Raw genomic sequence first — 18,600 nt, forward strand, 5'->3', positions numbered from 1 at the left:
TCGCCCAGTGTGGGCCCAGCCCCATGTGAGAGCTTATCTGGCTTTATACTACTAAGTTTCATCCACAAATTAGGGCGGTCATCGCGGCGCAGGCCGCGATCTCCTACAGTACTTAGGGTGTTTCAAACATCCCCGTCATCGCGGTGAAAACCGCGATCTCCTACAGTACTTAGGGTGTCTCTAACTTGAAGAGTTCATAGCTGAAGATGGTAGTAAACCAAGGAGATCCCGGCTGCTGCCGGGATGACGAATGGCGGGATGAAGAATAGTAAGAATCGGGATAACAAACATCCTCGGCATCGCGGTGACAACCGCGATCTCCTACAGTACTTAGGGTGTCTCAAATAACAAGAGGGTGTCTCAAATAACAAGAGGACAGGGTTGGTCATGGCAGTAGCCCAAGGAGATCCCGGCCTGCGCCGGGACGACTAAAATTATAGCCGGAATGACAAACATCCTCGTCATCGCGGTGAAAACCACGAGCTCCTGCAGTACTTAGGGTGTCTCTAACTTGAAGAGTTCATAGCTTAAGATGGTTGTAAACCAAGGAGATCCCGGCTGCTGCCGGGATGACGGCTATGAACTTAGGGTGTTTTCAATTACAAGCGGATGTGGCGGACCATGCGAAAAACCCAAGGAGATCCCGGCCTGCGCCGGGACGACTAAAATTATAGCCGGAATGACAAACATCCTCGTCATCGCGGTGACAACCGCGATCTCCTACAGTACTTAGGGTGTCTCTAACTTGAAGAGGTCATAGCTTAAGATGGTTGTAAACCAAGGAGATCCCGGCTGCTACCGGGATGACGGCTATGAACTTAGGGTGTTTTCAATTACAAGCGGATGTGGCGGACCATGCGAAAAACCCAAGGAGGTCCCGGCCTGCGCCGGGACGACTAAAATTATAGCCGGAATGACAAACATCCTCGTCATCGCGGTGAAAACCACGATCTCCTGCAGTACTTAGAGTGTCTCCAACATGAAGCGTTCATGGCTGCCAATGGCAGTATTCCAAGGAGATCCCGGCCTGCGCCGGGACGACTAAAATTATAGCCGGAATGACAAACATCCTCGTCATCGCGGTGACAACCGCGATCTCCTACAGTACTTAGGGTGTCTCTAACTTGAAGAGGTCATAGCTTAAGATGGTTGTAAACCAAGGAGATCCCGGCTGCTACCGGGATGACGGCTATGAACTTAGGGTGTTTTCAATTACAAGCGGATGTGGCGGACCATGCGAAAAACCCAAGGAGGTCCCGGCCTGCGCCGGGACGACTAAAATTATAGCCGGAATGACAAACATCCTCGTCATCGCGGTGACAACCGCGATCTCCTACAGTACTTAGGGTGTCTCTAACTTGAAGAGTTCATAGCTTAAGATGGTTGTAAACCAAGGAGATCCCGGCTGCTGCCGGGATGACGGCTATGAACTTAGGGTGTTTTCAATTACAAGCGGATGTGGCGGACCATGCGAAAAACCCAAGGAGGTCCCGGCCTGCGCCGGAACGACTATTATTTATAGCCGGGATAACAAATATCCTCGTCATCGCGGTGACAACCACGATCTCCTGCAGTACTTAGGGTGTCTCTAACTTGAAGAGTTCATAGCTGAAGATGGTAGTAAACCAAGGAGATCCCGGCTGCTGCCGGGATGACGAATTGCGGGATGAAGAATAGTAAGAATCGGGATAACAAACATCCTCGTCATCGCGGCGCAGGCCGCGATCTCCTACAGTACTTAGGGGGTCTCAAATAACAAGAGGACAGGGTTGGTCATGGCAATAGCCCAAGGAGATCCCGGCCTGCGCCGGGACGACTAAAATTATAGCCGGAATGACAAACATCCTCGTCATCGCGGTGAAAACCACGATCTCCTGCAGTACTTAGGGTGTCTCCAACATGAAGCGTTCATGGCTGCCAATGGCAGTATTCCAAGGAGATCCCGGCTGCTGCCGGAATGACGGCTATGAACTTAGGGTGTTTTCAATTACAAGCGGATGTGGCGGACCATGCGAAAAACCCAAGGAGATCCCGGCCTGCGCCGGAACGACTATTATTTATAGCCGGGATAACAAATATCCCCGTCATCGCGGTGGAAACCGCGATTTCCTGCAGTACTTATGGTGTCTCAAATAACAAGAGAAAAGGTCTGGCCATGCCAGCAACCCCAAGGAGGTTCCCGTCCTGCGCCGCGACGTCGAATGATGGAGCCGGGAGAACTGACTAGTGGAAACCAACCTACGCTGGAAGAAAATGGCCTTAAAACAGTCCTAGCTGGTCGTTGATGATAGATTCAAAACTGATGCCGATGCTGGGCAGTATGCTTTCGGCGATGGGGCGGATCTGTTTTTCAATATAATGCTCATAATCCAGCGGAGCGTGGGCGAATTCCTGAGTTTGCGGACCGGCTTGAGTGATGACATAGGTAACCGCTGAGCGATTTCGATACAACGCTTTGCCGGTTTGTTGTTCGGCCCACTGGGCTGCTTTGACATGGGGTGGAGTAGAGCGTGTATATTGATTTAACGGTTTGCGCAGCCGTTTGCGGTAGACCAAGGCGTCGTTGGCTTCTCCCTGCCTGATGCTATCAAGCACGTCGCGGATGTAGGCCTCTACCGGTTGGTTATTGAACACTTTTAAATACAACTCCTGCTGAAAATCTTTGGCCAGTTGTGTCCAGTCTGAGCGTACATGCTCCAGCCCTTTAAATATCAGTTGCTGGCTGTCGCCGTCAACAATAAGGCCGGCGTAGCGTTTTTTACTGCCTGTTGCTGCCCCACGTATCGTGGGCATAAAAAATTTATCAAAGCAGGTTTCAAATTCCAGCTCTAAAAAGCAGGGCAGATCAAAATCCTGCTTTAATTTATCCTGCCACAACTGATTGATATCCTGCTGCAACTGCAGGCCGATTTGCTTGGCTGTCTGGGCATCAGCCACGCCGTCTAAATGCACGAAGGTGGAATCGGTGTCACCATAAATAACCTTATGGCCACGAGCTTCAATCCACTGTGCGGTTGTTTGCATAATCTGGTGCCCTCGCAATGTAATACTGCTGGCAAGACGAGGATCGTAGAATGGGCATCCTCCACTGCCCAGTACCCCGTAAAAAGAGTTCATCAGGATCTTGATGGCCTGAGAGCGCGGCGCATCCTGCTGGCGTTTGGCTTCATCTCGCTGGGCCCATAAGTTGGCGATAATATCTGGCAAGAAGTGCTGATCTCGTGAAAAACACGCGCCTTTAAATCCTTCAATACTGTGATCAGGATTTTTTAGACCTTCGGCTAAGCCCATGGGGTCGATCTTGAAGGTGCGGATGATTGAGGGGTACAGGCTTTTAAAATCTAATACCAGCACGTAATCATACAAACCGGGGTGAGAGCTCATTACATATCCGCCGGGGCTGGCCAGCCCACCGTCTACAGGGCGGATACCGCTGATATATCGGCGCCGGTGAAGTCGGGGCAAATACACATTAATAAAAGCAGCCACAGAACCGCCTGGCCGGCTCATATCCAGTCCGGTCAGGGTACCGCGCAGGACCAAAAAATCGATGAAGCGAGTATGGGCTGCAATAGCGTTGACTAATACACAGTCATGGTGATTGTAGGCAGCCAGTTGAGCCGGATCGTTGGCATAGAGTGCCTTGATCGCACTAAGCTGGTCCTGATCATGTACCAGTTTTTGCTCACCCAGCAGCTCCTCTGCCACCGCATTGAGAGAAAAGCTGTCGAAGTGATAGGTCATGGTTTTAAGGGCGTCAATGCCGTCAATAATGCATCGGCCGGGAAGATCGATGCTGCACTGACCACTGTCCCACTGCCTGACCTGCATTAGCGTTCCGCCGCGCCCCATTTCCAATGCCACATTGTGTCGGGCGGCGCGTCTGGCCAGAATAGCACAATCAAATTGCTTGACGTTCCAGCCTAATACTAAGTCTGGGTCAAAGGCAGTGATGCGCTGGCACAGCACCCGCAATAAACTGGCTTCATCATCGACACAGCTCAGCGCAAAGGACGCACCAGCCGGCGGCGTGACCGGGTGCTTGGAAATTAAAATAACCTCATTCAGGATATCGCCGGCCAGCGCTACCGAGAACAGCTGCTCGTGCTCATCACATTCGATATCCAGACTCAGCGCAGATAATGCTGGCTGATAAGGACTGCCTTTGACCTGCGCATCGACCAGTCGCCCGGTCTGTTTTATGCCCCGAAACTTGATACTGCCAAAGGCAAACCGTTCCATCAAAAAACGATCAGTGAGACGGATATCGCCCTCGTAGATGACTAGCCCGTTTGCCTCAAAGGTTCGTCGTAATTCATAGCCGGCATGCTCGGTGGCCAGCCGAATCAGCGAGACAGGCTGTTGTTCCAGTGTTTTAAATTGACTACTTTCAAGGGTGGCGGCCAGTTGGTGCTGCTGAATTAATCTCTGCGCTTCAGCCTGCGCGCTGGACAAAATAAAACAGACATTGGTTTGCGGCGGTGAGATTAAACAGAGTGGGCCGTGATCTGTGGTCAGCCACAACTCAACGCAATCCTGGCCTGCCTGACGCACCAGACGACGGCTGAGAATGTAGCCGCGACCAGTTTGCCACTGGCTTGAGTTATCTGCATTCATTGTGACCGGGCAGGGTGCCGGTATAAGCAGATACGGTCACGGCCTGCTTCTTTAGCAGCATACAAGGCTTCATCGGCCATCGCCATCAGGGCCGAGCCAGATTGAGAGTGTTCGCCACTGACCAGGCCAATAGACACCGACAAGGTGATTTGTTCACGATCAATCAGCGCAGGTACGTTTTTTACCGATTCGGCAAAGCGGGCCAGAAGTTTACGTGCATCCTCCAACGAGGTATGTGGAAAAGCAAATAAAAACTCTTCGCCGCCAATCCGACCCAGAATATCGGTGCCACGAAAGGTTTGACGCGCAAGGCTGGCAAAGCCCTTTAGAATGTCATCACCAGCCTGATGACCATACTGGTCGTTAATTTGTTTGAAAAAGTCGAGGTCCAGAATCGCCAGGCTAATATAATCATTGTGGCGGTGGGCAAGATGCAGTTGCTGGTCAATGTCTTCCAAAGTTTTGCGGCGGGTCAGTAAACCGGTCAAGCCATCATGATTGGCCAGATTTTCGAGGCGTCGGTGATGACGTTTACTGATTCTGTGCTGCCAAAACAGCAACAAGCTGATGATGATCAGCAAGAACGCCACGATTGCCATGTACTGCTGTTGTTCACGCTCCTGTTCCAATTCAGCTTGCTGGCGCAGGTTTTGTTCTTGCAACAAGGCATTTTGCGCACGTTGTTTTTCTGTTTCAAAAGCCGTTTTCAGCTTGATCAGCCGCTGGCTGTTTTTTTCCCGTTGTAGGCGCTGATCATCTTCCATCATGGTCAGCAACAACAAATAGGCATCTTCAAAATCACCACGCGCAGCCAACACTTCTGCTTTGAGGTTATTGATTTGGATCTGATGCGGCAAAAACGCATCACCCTGAGCAATTTCGCCAGCAGAGCGAATCAATTCCATCGCTTGTTCATTCTCAGCAGTGATTAAGGCAATTCGTGCTTGTAACAGTAAAACGCCAATTTGCTGGTAGGGATTGTTGGCTTCTCTGAACAGGCGTAACGCGTCGTCCAGATAGGTTCGGGCCTCGGCCAAATCGCCACGTTCAATCAATTGTTCGGAGATTTGCTGATAGCTGTATGCGGCGCCCTGTATATCCCGGATATCGATGGCCAGGCGAGCCGATTCTATTAATAAGCGTAGACCTTTTTGGCGGTTGTTGAGTTTCAGATGGCTGCGGCCCAGACCAAACAGCGTATTGGCCAGTTCAAGGCGTAAGTTGCTCTGGCGATAATATTGCTGAGCGGCTTCAAAATAAGGAATAGCCAGCGAGGGCTCATCCCGGTATTCGTACACCAGTGCAATCATGCCGCTAAAATCCTGCGGCCGGATGCGCAACGCTTCACGTTCAGCCAACCGGTAACCAGCCTGAAACTTAGCCAGCGCTTCGTCGGTCTCGCTTAAGGTCAAACTCATATAGCCAGCCACGCTAAAAGCATACGCCAGCAATTCAAACGACTGATTGTGCTGCGCCCATTTAATTGCATCGGTGACCTGCATCTCGCCCTCACGCGCTCTGCCCAAGCCCTTTAGCGCCTCGGCCCGGGCAAGTTGCAGATACGCATGCAGCCAGGGTTGTGCATCTTTTTCTACCAGGGTTAAACCGGCGTTGCTTTTTTGCAGCGCTTTTTCGTGCAGCATCAGTGATGAATAAGCTCGGCTGGCTACAAAGTGTAGCCCGGCAAGGTGAAGCAGCGAGTGCTCCTGGTCCAGTTGCGGCAAAATGGTATCCAGTACCTGCTGTGGATCATCGCGTACTTCTTTTAGATGTTTCAACACCGGAACGGGCCATTCTGTTAACGGCCGCTGGGCCGCGCTGGCCGGAATGCTATGCCAGGCCAAGCAAAGCAATAACAATACTGCAATAAAAGATGAATTTGTGGCTGATTTTATCAAACCTACTACTCTGGCCGGCCGAATACGGCTTCGTATAATAGAGGGGTGATGCGCACCATACAATGCTTTGTACCGTGTTTCTGGCTGTTGAATTTGCAATATAGGTACCGGCACCGATAAGTGATCCAGGCCGGGTTAAAAACTATGCAGCCGGAGGTGGGCAGAATGACAGCCGGGAGGCCATCTTTTACGGTGACCATCTGTACCAAAGGCGGGTTGACTGCTAAACCGGTCAGCGTATGGTGGTGATAATACCAGGCCAGAGAATAAACCATGAGCAGAGTCATATTAGCGATTGATGGCGGAGGAATACGAGGGGCTGCGGCTACTCAGTTTTTGACGCGGGTCGAACAGCGTTTACAACGTGAACACGACACCAGTTTGCGCCATTGTGTGGATTATTATGCTGGCACCAGTACCGGGGCCATTATCGCGCTGGCGCTGGCCACCACCACGATGCCGATTGACAAAATTAACCGGTTGTACAATCCACGCAGCGGGCGCGCAATTTTCTCGCCTAATCGCGGCTGGTTTGAAATTGACGGGATCAATGCGCCGCGTTATGCCGGCAGCGGCAAAACACGGTTTTTAAAGCGCTGGTTTGGTCAGGCCTCGCTGGCTGGCGCCGGGCAAACCGGGCGACATGTGCTGTGTGTCTCGTATAGCGTTGAGCAGAATCGGCCGGTGGTGATCAAAAGTCATCATCCTGACCATCATGAGCTAACCAGTTTTGCGGTTGCCGATGCCTCCTCGGCAGCGCCCACCTATTTCCCCAGCCGACCACTACCAAGTTTGCCCGGAAAGCGTCAGCAATGGCTGATTGACGGTGGGGTGGTGGCGAATAATCCTACCTTATGTGCCATTGCTGAAAGCCAGCGATTATGGCCCCAGATCCCTATGAGCGATGTGCGGGTATTATCGATAGGTACCGGCAAACGCACCCGAAAAATCAATGGTCCCGCCACCCAGGACTGGGGTGCGCTACAGTGGATGCGCCAGGGCGATTTAATTGATGTGTTATCAGATGAACAGCTGATTGCTTATCAGGCCAAAGCGATATTGGCAGAGGGTCATTACATTCGGGTCAACTCGGCGATGGAAAAGCAGCCGGGGTTATCCCACCCGCCCGACGATGCCATGGATGATGTCAGCCCGGATAATCTGACATTGCTCAAAGCCATGGGGGATTTTTGGTATCAGCACTACGGCGACCAGGTGGTTGCCTTTTTGCTGGGTGATTATCAGGGCCCGTCGTTGGATGCCATTCCTGCGCCGGGTGGCTGAGAATCACCACTGGGTGTAAGCCAGGCCAACCGCTATCAGCGCCAGCACCGCTGAACAGGTTGGCATCATCCAGCGCGCGTACCAGCGATTATTTCCCAACAACAGTAACATTGGTATAAGCAGAGCGCAGATCACTAGTAAGCCCGCTACCAGCCCCAAACAAAAGGCCAGGATGTTGAACAGGACGGGCAGGGTATTGCTGGAAAATGAGCTGCTCACCCCAACGCTGTGCTGAACAAAGCTGATGGCATGCAGCAGGCCCAAGGCAAAGGCCAGCATGGCATTGTATTTAAGCACCGGCCAGATGTTATTGGCGGCTACCAAAATTACCGACAAAGCAATAGCGACCGACAGCCAGTGGCCGGGCGCTGGCTGCCACCCAGCAGAAATCATGGTTAAGACGGCCCCGTGGGCTGCAGTGAAAGCCAGTGTTATCACCAGGGCTCGCCAGACCAGACTTGCTGGCTGTAAGCCCGGCTTCCAGCGAATGCCATGGCGGGACAAATTGAGGGTCAGCAGCGCTACGATGAAAAAAATCAGCTGCTGGGGGCCGGCCCATACATGCAACAGGCCTTGTTGGATGAAGTTGATCTCCTGTTGTATCCACATAAGGTTGGCAGGGCTGTTCACCACAAATGTCGAGCGAGCATGCTTGAGGGTAAAGGAGGCGGCCTGGCCGTCAAATGTTGTTTGGGCGAGCACTTGGTCATGCTTTTGCAGCGCCGGGTAAGACACCGCGAGCGGGCCTGGTTGCCGACACCCCACTGTAAATGGCTGGCGGATGAACAGGCGGCCATCCCGTTGCGCCAGGCCGGGCGACTGCATTGAATACGCACAGGCAATGTTGCCAGAGCGCATGCTCACCTGCTGGCTGACCAGCTGATGCAGCATGGTCGCCCGGGCGCGCAGTTCAGCGGGGGATACAATGTTGTCTTGATTGGTATCAAGACTAAACTGTTGTTCAACAGTGGTCGAGGACAACCACACCTCGGCTTTAAACTCACGGGTCGACTCCCCCTCCACCGTGAGGTAAGTGGTGTCTGCACTAACGGTATGGCTAACAAGCACCATTACCCATGCCAAAAGCCAGCTTACAATTGCTGCAGAGATATAGCTAGGCACAAGCAGGCGCCTGCATCCGATCGGGGAAGTGAGGGCACTGTCCAGGCAACCCAAGAGTTACCAGCGGGCCGAGTTTCGCAACCCAAAGCAAGAGCTGTGGAGGTGTCTGGGGTGGCCTGGTATTGACAATATTCATCTTTATAATTTGCCCTGGGTAAACACAGGCCTTTAAAAAATGGCGACTTCACCCAGCAGGTAATTCGCATGCTGGATACCTAATTGGTAACCATATCGTGTATTCGTCGCAAATGAGTTTTATTCTCATTAATATTGTGTAACTTTCACTACGAAAGCAGCCTGCCGCGGCAGATTTATGGGTTCAACTGGCTGATAGTTATAGCCATTTCTTATCAGAGATGATGTGTTAAACATTTTACAGCTTAATCAATAATGTGTGCTCAATAGCCAACTATGCTCATAGTTGGAACAGTTGTTTGTCAGATAGGGAATCACGGGAGGGGAGCTGTCAGAACAAAGGGCAGTGCAGTTTAACGTGATTATCGAAAGTGGCGCGTACGAAAATTATTGCTCAAATAAACAGGGCCATCCCTGGCCCAGGTTTTGTTATTGATTTATCAGGTCATCAAACGCTGTAGGGTCTTCAACATCCTGTTGAAAGTCACGCCCATTGACTGGCAACGGAGTATCGGTTGCAGATTGTGCAAACGCTGCCCGCACATAGCTGGATACTGCCACCTGCTGCGCCTCTACGGTGATGGTCACAGTGGCTTCTACAGGATCATTCACACCATCTGAAACGGCAAATACAAAGCTGTCTTCGCCAGTTTGCTCATCACCGGGTGTATAGGTAAAGCTGCCATCTTCATTGAGCGTAACGCTTCCCAATGATGGCTCCTGGACTACCGAGAAACTCAGCGGATCACCATCAGCATCGCTGGCAGTTAACTGGTCAGAAAAAGCAGTTCCCACCTCGGTAGCAAAGCTTTCGGATACCGCATCCGGAGAGGTGTTGACCGTATCATCGTCATCGTCGCTATCAAAGCACCCAGTCAGCAGCAAAGGTGTTAGGGCCAGAAAATAAACTTTTTTCATACCGCCTCCTTATTCTGCCGAGCCAGAAATTGGGGTAGTCAGATACGGGAAGCTGGTATCAAACATACTCGCATCGATAGGTGCGCCATCGGTAAATGACACATTACCGACACTGGCATCTTCAGGGGCACACAAACCCAGGTCAGTATCCTCACCATTTACTGGTACCGGGTAACACAGACGGCCCATCACTACACGAAGTGCGATATCTACCACATCATCACCAGGACGACGGCCATTGGGAAAACCCGCCAAATCATCACCCACCACGCCAAATGCTGATTGCTGGTCAGCCGGGGTAGCCGCAATACCGGTGTTTAAACGTAGTACTTCTGAAGAGGTTACCGTGGCTTGCTGGTTTACCCCTTCCACGCCAGTTAAAAATGCGGCAATCAAGTCATTACGCGGAAAGTTGGTGGGCGCCAGAGTTTCGATATTGGCATTTAATGTTTGGTTAACTGGCTCTTTGAATAAGATATTGAGCAGTTCGGGCAGAGCAGGGTGAGTCACATAATCTGCAAACTGACCGTCACCGGATGGCGCAGACGAGGAAAAGCGATCTTTATCCGCGATACCAATCACTAATTCGTTGACTAACGGGCTGCCCAGCCGGGAGACCTGTGTCATGGCTCCGCCGTTTACAGCAGGTTTTTCATAGGTGGCGTTAGGGTTAAGGATGCGTGCCTGCGGCAAACTTGCCGTGGTCCAGCCACCAATAACACCATTGCCGTCACCGGTGACACAGTTGGCTGGTACTTCCACTGCAATTGACGTGACATTTTTATCCTGTAGGTCATCGTTTACTTCGGCCTGGGTAATACCGCCTGGGAAGCCGCCTGCATCACCGGCTCCCGGCGCACTATCACCCTCAATGGGCACATAATTCACCAGGTCAAAGGTATCTCCCAGGTTTACCACAAAGGGATCTTTACGCTGGCCGACAAACACCCGGCCCTGGGTATCACAATTTTCAATGGAGAATGAGTAAACAAACTGGCCGGCATAATTTTGGTAAGCATTGTCACCAGCAAAGGTTTTATCACCAATGTAATCAAGCGGCTTTTTGAAGCTGTCACCTTCAGCGGGCATTATTTCGCTGCGCGTGCCATTGCGAACATCCCCCTGGATCATGGTCATCGTGTACGATTCCATAAAATTAGCTGCAGAGGCATCCTCAGCTGAGACCGGGCCGACATTTTTCAGCGGCACCTTAATCATTTTCTGGTCGCCTTCCGGGCCCACCGGCAGAGCAATGCCTTCGCCGTCAGCGCCTAATGACTTGCTAAAGTTGAACACAAAACTGATGTCTTCCACAGCATCGCCATCATTATCAATATGAATAGCGTAGCTGGCGGCCGGATCCATCGGGAAATAATTCGGACCGCCGTACGCATCTTGCAGCGGAATATAATTCGCGATCATGGTTACAAAGCCTTCACGACCACTTTCATAACTGTTAAACATATAAAAATCTGTGGCATCGACCGTGGGCATCTGGGTCAGATGAGGGGCTTCGCGGTGGCTGGAAGCCTGAGCCGCTGTAACAATAAGTGCACTACTTAGGGCAGCAGCGATGGTAGTAACTTTGTGCATGGTGTGTCCTTTTTATTAAGGGTTCACTACACAGTAACGTACGGGGTCGCAAAAAGATGTGAAAATCGTTAACGATTGGGTTAAGTTTTCTTAACCTTCGGCTAGGTGTAAATCCCTATTGCCAATGGGTATTCATAGCCTGCTAGCCGCACTAACTTTGTTAAAGTGCGCCTCAAGGTGAGCCGGAATAGCATTTAAATCCAGCTGCTGACATGCAGCGCCAGCTTCCCAGGCAACTTTCGGCATCCCGTATACCACGCAGGTGGCTTCGCTTTGGCACAGGGTGTACGCGCCTTTGGCTTTTAGCGCTAACATGCCCGTTGCGCCATCCTTACCCATGCCGGTAAGAATCACCGCAACGGCATTGCTGCCAGCACTTTCAGCCAGCGTGGTAAACATTACATCTACCGACGGTTTGTGGCCGCTAACCCGGTCGCTGTCAAGCAAGGCAATACGGTAATCGGCCCCGCTTTTTACCACTGTCAGGTGACGATCGCCCGGTGCGGTAAGCGTGTAGGATAGCTTTGAGCACATCCGCCGTGTTGAGCAGCAGATCAATTTCTGCCTGGCCTAAATGAATACGCTGATGGCGCGCTTCATCGAGCAGGTTTTTCATCACATGGGTCAGTCCGGTCAGCGCGTCAAAGCCAAAAATACCCGCGCCGCCTTTTATCGAATGGGCCGCGCGAAAAATGGTATTGAGCTGCTCGGCGTCCGGCTGTGCAATATTCAGATTCAGCAGTTCCTGCTCCATTACTTGCAGGTGATCGCTGCTTTCATCAAAAAACGTGCTCTGAAATTGCTCGATGTCTATACTCATGCGCCGCGGACTCCGTTAGTTCAACACTTTGCTGGCCACAGCCAACAGTTTGTCCGGATCAAAGGGTTTCACCATCCAGCCAGTGGCGCCGGGAGCTTTGCCTTTTGCTTTCATGTCATCGCCGGCCTCGGTGGTCAGCACCACGATAGGGGTGGCGGTATAGGCGCCCAGTTTGCGCAGTTCGCGGATGAGTGAGAGGCCATCCATGCGCGGCATATTCTGGTCGGTGAGCACAAAGTCAAAGCGATTAAATTTGCACTGATCCAGCGCATCCTGGCCGTCCACCGCGGTGCTCACAGTGTAGCCGGCAGATTGCAGGGTGACCTCAACCATCTGACGGATAGAAGCAGAGTCATCTACGGCAAGAATTTTTTTACTCATAACAAACAACCTTCGGGGCTTAAATGGTGGAAAAAAGTTAAAACAGTTCCACTTCACCAGCGGCGATGCTGGTGGCAGAGACCGGGTTATGACCCGGGTTGCCCCGGGCTTTGAGTTGCTGCTGGTGGTCGGCCAGCCGCTGGGTAACGCGCTCCACGGGTTCACGTTGCAGCGCCAGAATTTGTTCGTTGGCAAAACACAGGGTTTCGTGGGTATACCGCAGATTCTGGCCATTGATATCGCCAAATTGTAAGCCGCGTACAGAGTCTGCCAACGCGCGGTCCAGGCGGGTGCCGATTTGCTCCAGCTGCTGGGTGGTATGGCTATCGGCTTCCGCTTTGGCAATGATGTGGTCCAGTTCGGCCTGAATGGTATGTTTGGCGCGATGAATATAGGTGGTGTCCTGAGCCGCTAGCTCGCGCACATCCCGGGTCAGTTCATCAATCTGGCTGCTCATCGACTCCATCTGTTTTTTGATGACCCCGCTAAACTGGGTCGAGCGGGTGGATAATGCCCGTACCTCATCCGCCACCACCGCAAATCCGCGGCCAGCCTCACCGGCCCGGGCTGCTTCAATGGCCGCATTTAATGCCAGCAGGTTGGTTTGTGCAGAGATATCGTCTATGTCAGCGAGGGCCTTGCGCACGGTAGGCATGGTCTCGTACATCTTATTGACCTTCTCCAGGATAACTTCCGTGTGCGAGGCAATTTGCTGGATAGAGGCTAAAAACTGGTCGAGCGAGGTTTCGGTCGCCGCGGCAAAGTCTCGCATACGGTCTGCGTAGATCTCCTGTGAATCGCTGCCGGAATGGATCAGGGCACTGATACTGGTATTCTGTTTTGTGACCATCGCTTGCAAGGTGGCAAATGCTTCGCTTAGCGTCTCAACAGCACTGTTTTGCGTGCTCAAAACTGCGGTCAGGTTGGCCTCGCAGCCGCTGATCACCTCGTGCAGCTGTTGGTAACAGGGGGACGGAGCGGTTGTGGCTGGCGCTGGCGCTGCAGTATCCTTTTGTGGTGCAGGACTGGCAGGACCTTGCACAATCAGTGTGATTAACGCACCACTACTGCTGATTAATACTGCCACGTAGGGTAGACCGAGGTACACCAACACCACGCCGGCGATGATACCGGCAAAAAGCAGGCTGACCGCCACGCTGGACGCGGCTTGCCCGGATTGTTGATGCACATGTTTGCTGCTGAACATAAAGTCACCTGTACGGTTACCACCTGGTAAAACGATGCTGGGGAACATCGCTAGCGTCATTGCTTGAGGCCGGCTGGGGGCCGGGCCACAGGTTCACTTCTTTATCGGCCAGCAAAACTCGCTAGATAAGCCTGCTGCCGCTGAAGAGGTACTTTAAAAGTTATAGCTAAGATTTAATGTATTGGTAGGCAGGCATTTGAAAAAGATCCGGCAACAGACTGAAAAATGCCGCGTAAATGCAAGATAAACGACGTAAAAACAGCTTCTTAAAACAAAGAAAAAAAATTTTTTATGCGTTGCCGTTTGTCAGGCACAGTGAATGGTTGCTGCTGCGGGTGGGGCCAGCGCCGGTGTTTGCGGTAATTCTACATCCACCAGTACCGGCAGATGATCCGACAACACCCGGGTTTGAGCGCTGCGAATACGTTTGACACGTTTAACCCGGATATCATCGCTGGTCCAGATACGATCTAACGAAAACATCGGAAAGTGGGCCGGAAAGGTGGCGCCGATTTTATGGGCATTCAAGGTGTGATTAAGTTGCTTAAACGCGTTAGTGAAAAATTGCCACTCATTGAAATCGCCGCCGACTATCAGCGGGGTAGGCTGCTGATGCAGACGCTCGGCAATATACTCATGCAATAAGGCAAACTGGCTGCGGCGCTCGTGTTTTTTCAGCCCCTTGTGGGTATTGATTACTGTCAGCGGGCCCTTGGGCGTATCTAATACAACCGCCTGGATATTGCGCGGCTGAAAACCGGCTTTTGACACATCAATGGTCTGATTATTTAAAACCGGATAGCGGCTTAAAATGGCGTTTCCATACCAGCCGTTGGGTTCACTTAGCGCCGGCGAGGCCACCAGATGGTAGATACTGCCAGCGCAGATATCGTGAATATCTTGCTGCACCGCCCGTTCCTGCGGGCGGGTGTCCATTTCTTGCAGTAAAACAATGTCCGCATCCTGTTGGGCCAGAAAATTACCGATACGACGATAATCTTGATGCTTGTCCCGGCCCACGCCACTGTGAATGTTATAGCTGATTATGCGACACATTCTTCTGCCTTTGCTTTGTTTTGTTTGCGCTCCTGATACCAGCGAGCAAACTTTTGTGAACCCCAAATCATCAGGCCCCACAACACAATCCCACCGGCCAGGTATGAAATCGTTTCTACCGACGGGTTGCGGAAAATCTGAGTGATAGAGTCACCCACCAGGCCTTTAGCAATCATGGGCGGAAACATGCCTAAAAAAGTGCCGACCAAAAACTGAAAAATACCAATTGAAGAAATCCCTGCTACCAAATTCACCAGGCTAAAAGGCGCGATAGGCAACATACGAATGGCCGCCACACCCACAATCCCACTGCTTTTAAGCTTTTGGTCTAGCGCTTCTACCTTTGGTCCGCCAATTTTTTTTAAACCAGCATTGCCCAGCAATTTACCCACGCCAAACATTGTCGCTGAGCTCAACAGTGCACCCAATATGCCGTAGATAGGCCCCCAAATAGGCCCGAACACCGCCGCAACTGCAATCGACAACACGGTAACCGGGAAAAACAAAATGCCCCCGACCACATACACCAGTAATACGGTGGGTAGCGCAAAATAGGTGCCTCGACTTTCTTCCAAAAAGGCATTGATGCTGTCTGCATTAAGCCATGGGATTGCCTGGCTGGCCCAATACATCAGGCCACCAAGGATAGCGAGTACCAGCACACCCAGGCCAATCATGATGGTGCGGCGTCGCGGATTTTTTGCAGGCATAGTGTCTCCGTCCAGGGTTGGAATAGCGATGAGCGGTTCTTCCGGGTCTGAGAATGATCGGAACAGGTTGTCTGATGGCTGATCGGTGAAGATTTCATCATTGACCTGGGTCAGCACGTAACCGTGCGCAAGTTGCCCTTCCATGATGGCCCGGGCAGGATTGGCTTCTTTCATTAGGCGGGCTGTAGTGGGCAGATCGCGGCCGGTATGCTCAGCCAGTAAGTCGTCGCGCACCTTAGCAATCTGGCGGGAATTGTGCTCATTATTGCCGAAATAAACCGTGTCGATTTCAGTGTCCAGAGTCATTGAACGGTTGCTGAGATTGGAGGAGCCAATTACCAGATATTGCTCATCAATGGTCATCACTTTGGAGTGAATACGCTTATAAGCTGAGCGCCCCTGTTCATCGGTAATAGAGGAATAACTCATAACAATACGGTCAGGATCGACACCCTTGAACAGGATCTTTTTAAACTCAATCCGGCTGGCCCAGAAAGCCTCACATTCAAACCGGCCCTTGGGTTCATACGAACTGACGATAATGACGTTTAAGTCCGGACAGGTTTTGAGCCGCTTATTCAGCGCCTCGGCAATTTCCTGCCGACTGGTGAACTGGTTTTCGATATAGATCACACGTTCTGCCTGATTAATCAGGTCGAGCAACATATTTCGAACTTCCTGGACCGGTTCGACCTCATCCATAAACGGAATCGTGCGCGCCAGCGCGCAGTCAACTTTTTCAAACCAGGGATCAAAGCCATCCGGCCAGGCATCCGGTAGACTGTCATCCAACCCGTTGCGCGGATTGTCGCGAAACTCAATAGGCTCAGACTCGGCTACCCGCAACCAACGCCAGCGCACCAGTTCGGCAAAATCTTTGACAATAGGGCCGGCATACACAGCCTGCACATCATGCAGCGGGCCATATTCGCCTTCAGGGCCATCACGTTCATCAGACTGAGGCGGGTGATCGCGGGTATCCCAGCGGTTGGTCGACACATCCATGCCTCCGGAAAATACTACCTCGTCATCCACAATAACGATTTTCTGATGCTGGCTTCCGCCCATGGGGATGGTATCGTCGAGCATGGTTTTAACATTGTCGGGGGTGTTCTCATCCCACACTTCTTTGGCCCACATCTCACGCTGGGCAAAAAACGCTAACGAGGAATCCCAGCGCAGCAAATACACTTTGAGATCAGGGTTTTGCTCGGCTTTCCAGGCCAGTAATTCGCTGATGACCGACGGCGCTTCACTGCGCGCTTCATCTTCGCCATGCAACAGCCGGATCCGGCTGTCGATATCCCAGCCCACAATAAAAATAGAGTGTTTTGCCTTGGCAAGCGAAGAATGCAAAGCCTTGTAATAATTGGCACAATCAATCAGGGGAGCGGCATAGCTGGCTTTACTGCTGACCCAGCAATTCTCCCCCTGTCTGAATATTGAACCTGGTGCCGACATGACTCCTCCTGACTTTCTTTCAACGGGCCTGATAGGTTTAGGTTAAACAGTGTCGTTGCACATAATGTTCCATTTTCGTTCCGTGCGCGGCCTGGCCTAACTTGTTGAATTAAAGGTTTTTTATAAATTTACATTAAGCAGCATTTAGCGTGTGATCGCGGTGCGATAGAAGCAATGGGCTGCTTGCTTGTAGTTTTTACGCAGCGACTGGGCTACGAGTGCAATAAGAAGGGAAGGAAGCGGGGTAGCAATTAACCCGTCAGAAACGACAGCGCCACTGACGGGTTGTTGATGTAAAACAGATTTTTAGCTGTTACTTAGAAGCGGTATTCAATACCTACACTGGCTTGCTTCAGGTCGGTATCAAAGTCTGAATCAGTGATGTTTTCACTGAGCTCGTCTGCATCTAGATCCGCATCATACATAGTGTATTCGGCATTGATACTCAGATTACGGGTGATGGCATAGTTGACACCGGCACCGATAAACAGGCTTTCGTCATCAAATTTGCCCGACAAGCCCTGTACATTGTAATCGCTTTCCCACCATAGCTGACCACCTTTAACAAATACTGAGAAGTGTTCGCTAAGCGGTAACATACCTTTCACTGCGGCTGTATAGCCATCGGTGTCTGCATTAGATAAATCACTGCCATAGTCACCGAAGTCGATAAAGCTACCCTCAACGGCTACATACCGGTTAAAGCGGTAACCGGCCAACGCTTGATACATATCATTGTCGTCATCGAAGTCATCCTGGCCATCGACTTTGACCCAACCATAATTACCACCTACATAAAATCCTTCATGATCTTGTAGTGTGTTGTTGGTTACCTGAGCAGACGCTTGTCCAACAAACATACCTGCGGCCAACAGACTGGCTGAAATACCCGTTGCTAGTTTTGTTGCTGTTTTCATAAACGTGTCCTCTTATTTGAAGTGAGTGTTGCTTCAGTTACGACACTTATCACTATTCAAAAGGTGTGCCTTCTTGATCATGCCTATTTTTCAAACAATAAGTGTGAAAAAAATTCAAATATGAGCATCTAAATTACGCAAAAAACATTTTTTTAACAAAACTTGCATGCGATTAAGTGAATTTATTGCATATGGTCTGTAACTTGTTCTAATTCGTCCCACTGTTCTGCCAAATCGCTCATTTTGCCAAGATGAATGTTCTTTATTTAATCTAAAGTTTTAACTTTCAATAACAAAAAAACTGTTTTTTTGTCACATACCCTCCCTATTTTTAAGGCCTTTATGGGTGGCTGCATTTTGTTTTTATTTAATAATCAATTATAGAAAATGCATGAATATTTATTTTTCTGCTGGAATTTTGTGCATGTAAAATAAAATATATATTTAATAAGTGTTGGCTTTTTAAGCAAAAAATAAAATC

Annotated in this window: 13 protein-coding genes; 1 reads left to right on the forward strand and 12 read right to left on the reverse strand. The window is 50.9% G+C overall.

Annotated features, from left to right (window positions below; translation table 11 throughout):
• Positions 1-2,259 precede the first annotated feature (2,259 nt).
• Positions 2,260-4,617: a DNA polymerase II gene (locus tag ACTUJZ_RS13050; protein WP_463636772.1), complete on the reverse strand. Its 2,358-nt coding sequence runs from the start codon at positions 4,615-4,617 to the stop codon at positions 2,260-2,262.
• Entirely contained in the window at positions 4,614-6,398 is a 1,785-nt protein-coding gene (locus tag ACTUJZ_RS13055) for a GGDEF domain-containing protein (RefSeq protein WP_463636773.1), read from the reverse strand. Before ACTUJZ_RS13055 ends, ACTUJZ_RS13050 begins: the two co-directional genes overlap by 4 nt.
• Before the next feature lie 390 nt (positions 6,399-6,788).
• Between ACTUJZ_RS13055 and ACTUJZ_RS13060 the strand changes: the two genes are divergently transcribed.
• Positions 6,789-7,799 (forward strand): patatin-like phospholipase family protein, encoded by a 1,011-nt coding sequence (locus tag ACTUJZ_RS13060; protein WP_463636774.1) that lies wholly within the window; start codon positions 6,789-6,791, stop codon positions 7,797-7,799.
• Between the two features lie 3 nt (positions 7,800-7,802).
• Here the strand turns inward: ACTUJZ_RS13060 and ACTUJZ_RS13065 are convergent, their stop codons facing one another.
• From ACTUJZ_RS13065 to ACTUJZ_RS13110, 10 genes are all read right to left on the reverse strand, one after another.
• Positions 7,803-8,870: a HupE/UreJ family protein gene (locus tag ACTUJZ_RS13065; protein WP_463636775.1), complete on the reverse strand. Its 1,068-nt coding sequence runs from the start codon at positions 8,868-8,870 to the stop codon at positions 7,803-7,805.
• 615 nt (positions 8,871-9,485) lie between these two features.
• Positions 9,486-9,974: an Ig-like domain-containing protein gene (locus ACTUJZ_RS13070; RefSeq protein ID WP_463636776.1), complete on the reverse strand. Its 489-nt coding sequence runs from the start codon at positions 9,972-9,974 to the stop codon at positions 9,486-9,488.
• 9 nt (positions 9,975-9,983) lie between these two features.
• Entirely contained in the window at positions 9,984-11,567 is a 1,584-nt protein-coding gene (locus ACTUJZ_RS13075; protein ID WP_463636777.1) for a DUF4331 domain-containing protein, read from the reverse strand.
• Between the two features lie 132 nt (positions 11,568-11,699).
• Entirely contained in the window at positions 11,700-12,101 is a 402-nt protein-coding gene (locus ACTUJZ_RS13080; RefSeq protein ID WP_463636778.1) for a CheB methylesterase domain-containing protein, read from the reverse strand.
• Complete coding sequence (locus tag ACTUJZ_RS13085; RefSeq protein WP_463636779.1) at positions 12,007-12,387, reverse strand: Hpt domain-containing protein; 381 nt, start codon at positions 12,385-12,387, stop codon at positions 12,007-12,009. Before ACTUJZ_RS13085 ends, ACTUJZ_RS13080 begins: the two co-directional genes overlap by 95 nt.
• Positions 12,388-12,402: 15 nt before the next feature.
• Positions 12,403-12,768 (reverse strand): response regulator, encoded by a 366-nt coding sequence (locus ACTUJZ_RS13090; protein WP_463636780.1) that lies wholly within the window; start codon positions 12,766-12,768, stop codon positions 12,403-12,405.
• 37 nt (positions 12,769-12,805) lie between these two features.
• Entirely contained in the window at positions 12,806-13,975 is a 1,170-nt protein-coding gene (locus ACTUJZ_RS13095) for a methyl-accepting chemotaxis protein (protein ID WP_463636781.1), read from the reverse strand.
• A 306-nt stretch (positions 13,976-14,281) separates the two neighbouring features.
• Positions 14,282-15,031 carry an endonuclease/exonuclease/phosphatase family protein gene (locus ACTUJZ_RS13100; RefSeq protein WP_463636782.1) on the reverse strand — a complete coding sequence of 250 codons (750 nt, stop codon included), beginning with the start codon at positions 15,029-15,031 and terminating at the stop codon, positions 14,282-14,284.
• Positions 15,019-17,202: a VTT domain-containing protein gene (locus ACTUJZ_RS13105; protein ID WP_463636783.1), complete on the reverse strand. Its 2,184-nt coding sequence runs from the start codon at positions 17,200-17,202 to the stop codon at positions 15,019-15,021. Before ACTUJZ_RS13105 ends, ACTUJZ_RS13100 begins: the two co-directional genes overlap by 13 nt.
• A gap of 317 nt (positions 17,203-17,519) precedes the next feature.
• Positions 17,520-18,119 carry a porin family protein gene (locus ACTUJZ_RS13110; protein WP_463636784.1) on the reverse strand — a complete coding sequence of 200 codons (600 nt, stop codon included), beginning with the start codon at positions 18,117-18,119 and terminating at the stop codon, positions 17,520-17,522.
• Positions 18,120-18,600 lie beyond the last annotated feature (481 nt).

The organism is Alteromonas sp. WD8-37, assembly GCF_055326825.1.

What these genes read in the sequence shown, in the direction of transcription:
- ACTUJZ_RS13065 (WP_463636775.1), bottom strand. Translation starts at nt 8,870, where the DNA reads ATGGTGCTTGTTAGCCATACCGTTAGTGCAGACACCACTTACCTCACG.
- ACTUJZ_RS13070 (WP_463636776.1), bottom strand. Translation starts at nt 9,974, where the DNA reads ATGAAAAAAGTTTATTTTCTGGCCCTAACACCTTTGCTGCTGACTGGG.
- ACTUJZ_RS13110 (WP_463636784.1), bottom strand. Translation starts at nt 18,119, where the DNA reads ATGAAAACAGCAACAAAACTAGCAACGGGTATTTCAGCCAGTCTGTTG.
- ACTUJZ_RS13085 (WP_463636779.1), bottom strand. Translation starts at nt 12,387, where the DNA reads ATGAGTATAGACATCGAGCAATTTCAGAGCACGTTTTTTGATGAAAGC.
- ACTUJZ_RS13050 (WP_463636772.1), bottom strand. Translation starts at nt 4,617, where the DNA reads ATGAATGCAGATAACTCAAGCCAGTGGCAAACTGGTCGCGGCTACATT.
- ACTUJZ_RS13080 (WP_463636778.1), bottom strand. Translation starts at nt 12,101, where the DNA reads ATGTGCTCAAAGCTATCCTACACGCTTACCGCACCGGGCGATCGTCAC.
- ACTUJZ_RS13095 (WP_463636781.1), bottom strand. Translation starts at nt 13,975, where the DNA reads ATGTTCAGCAGCAAACATGTGCATCAACAATCCGGGCAAGCCGCGTCC.
- ACTUJZ_RS13090 (WP_463636780.1), bottom strand. Translation starts at nt 12,768, where the DNA reads ATGAGTAAAAAAATTCTTGCCGTAGATGACTCTGCTTCTATCCGTCAG.
- ACTUJZ_RS13105 (WP_463636783.1), bottom strand. Translation starts at nt 17,202, where the DNA reads ATGTCGGCACCAGGTTCAATATTCAGACAGGGGGAGAATTGCTGGGTC.
- ACTUJZ_RS13060 (WP_463636774.1), top strand. Translation starts at nt 6,789, where the DNA reads ATGAGCAGAGTCATATTAGCGATTGATGGCGGAGGAATACGAGGGGCT.
- ACTUJZ_RS13075 (WP_463636777.1), bottom strand. Translation starts at nt 11,567, where the DNA reads ATGCACAAAGTTACTACCATCGCTGCTGCCCTAAGTAGTGCACTTATT.
- ACTUJZ_RS13100 (WP_463636782.1), bottom strand. Translation starts at nt 15,031, where the DNA reads ATGTGTCGCATAATCAGCTATAACATTCACAGTGGCGTGGGCCGGGAC.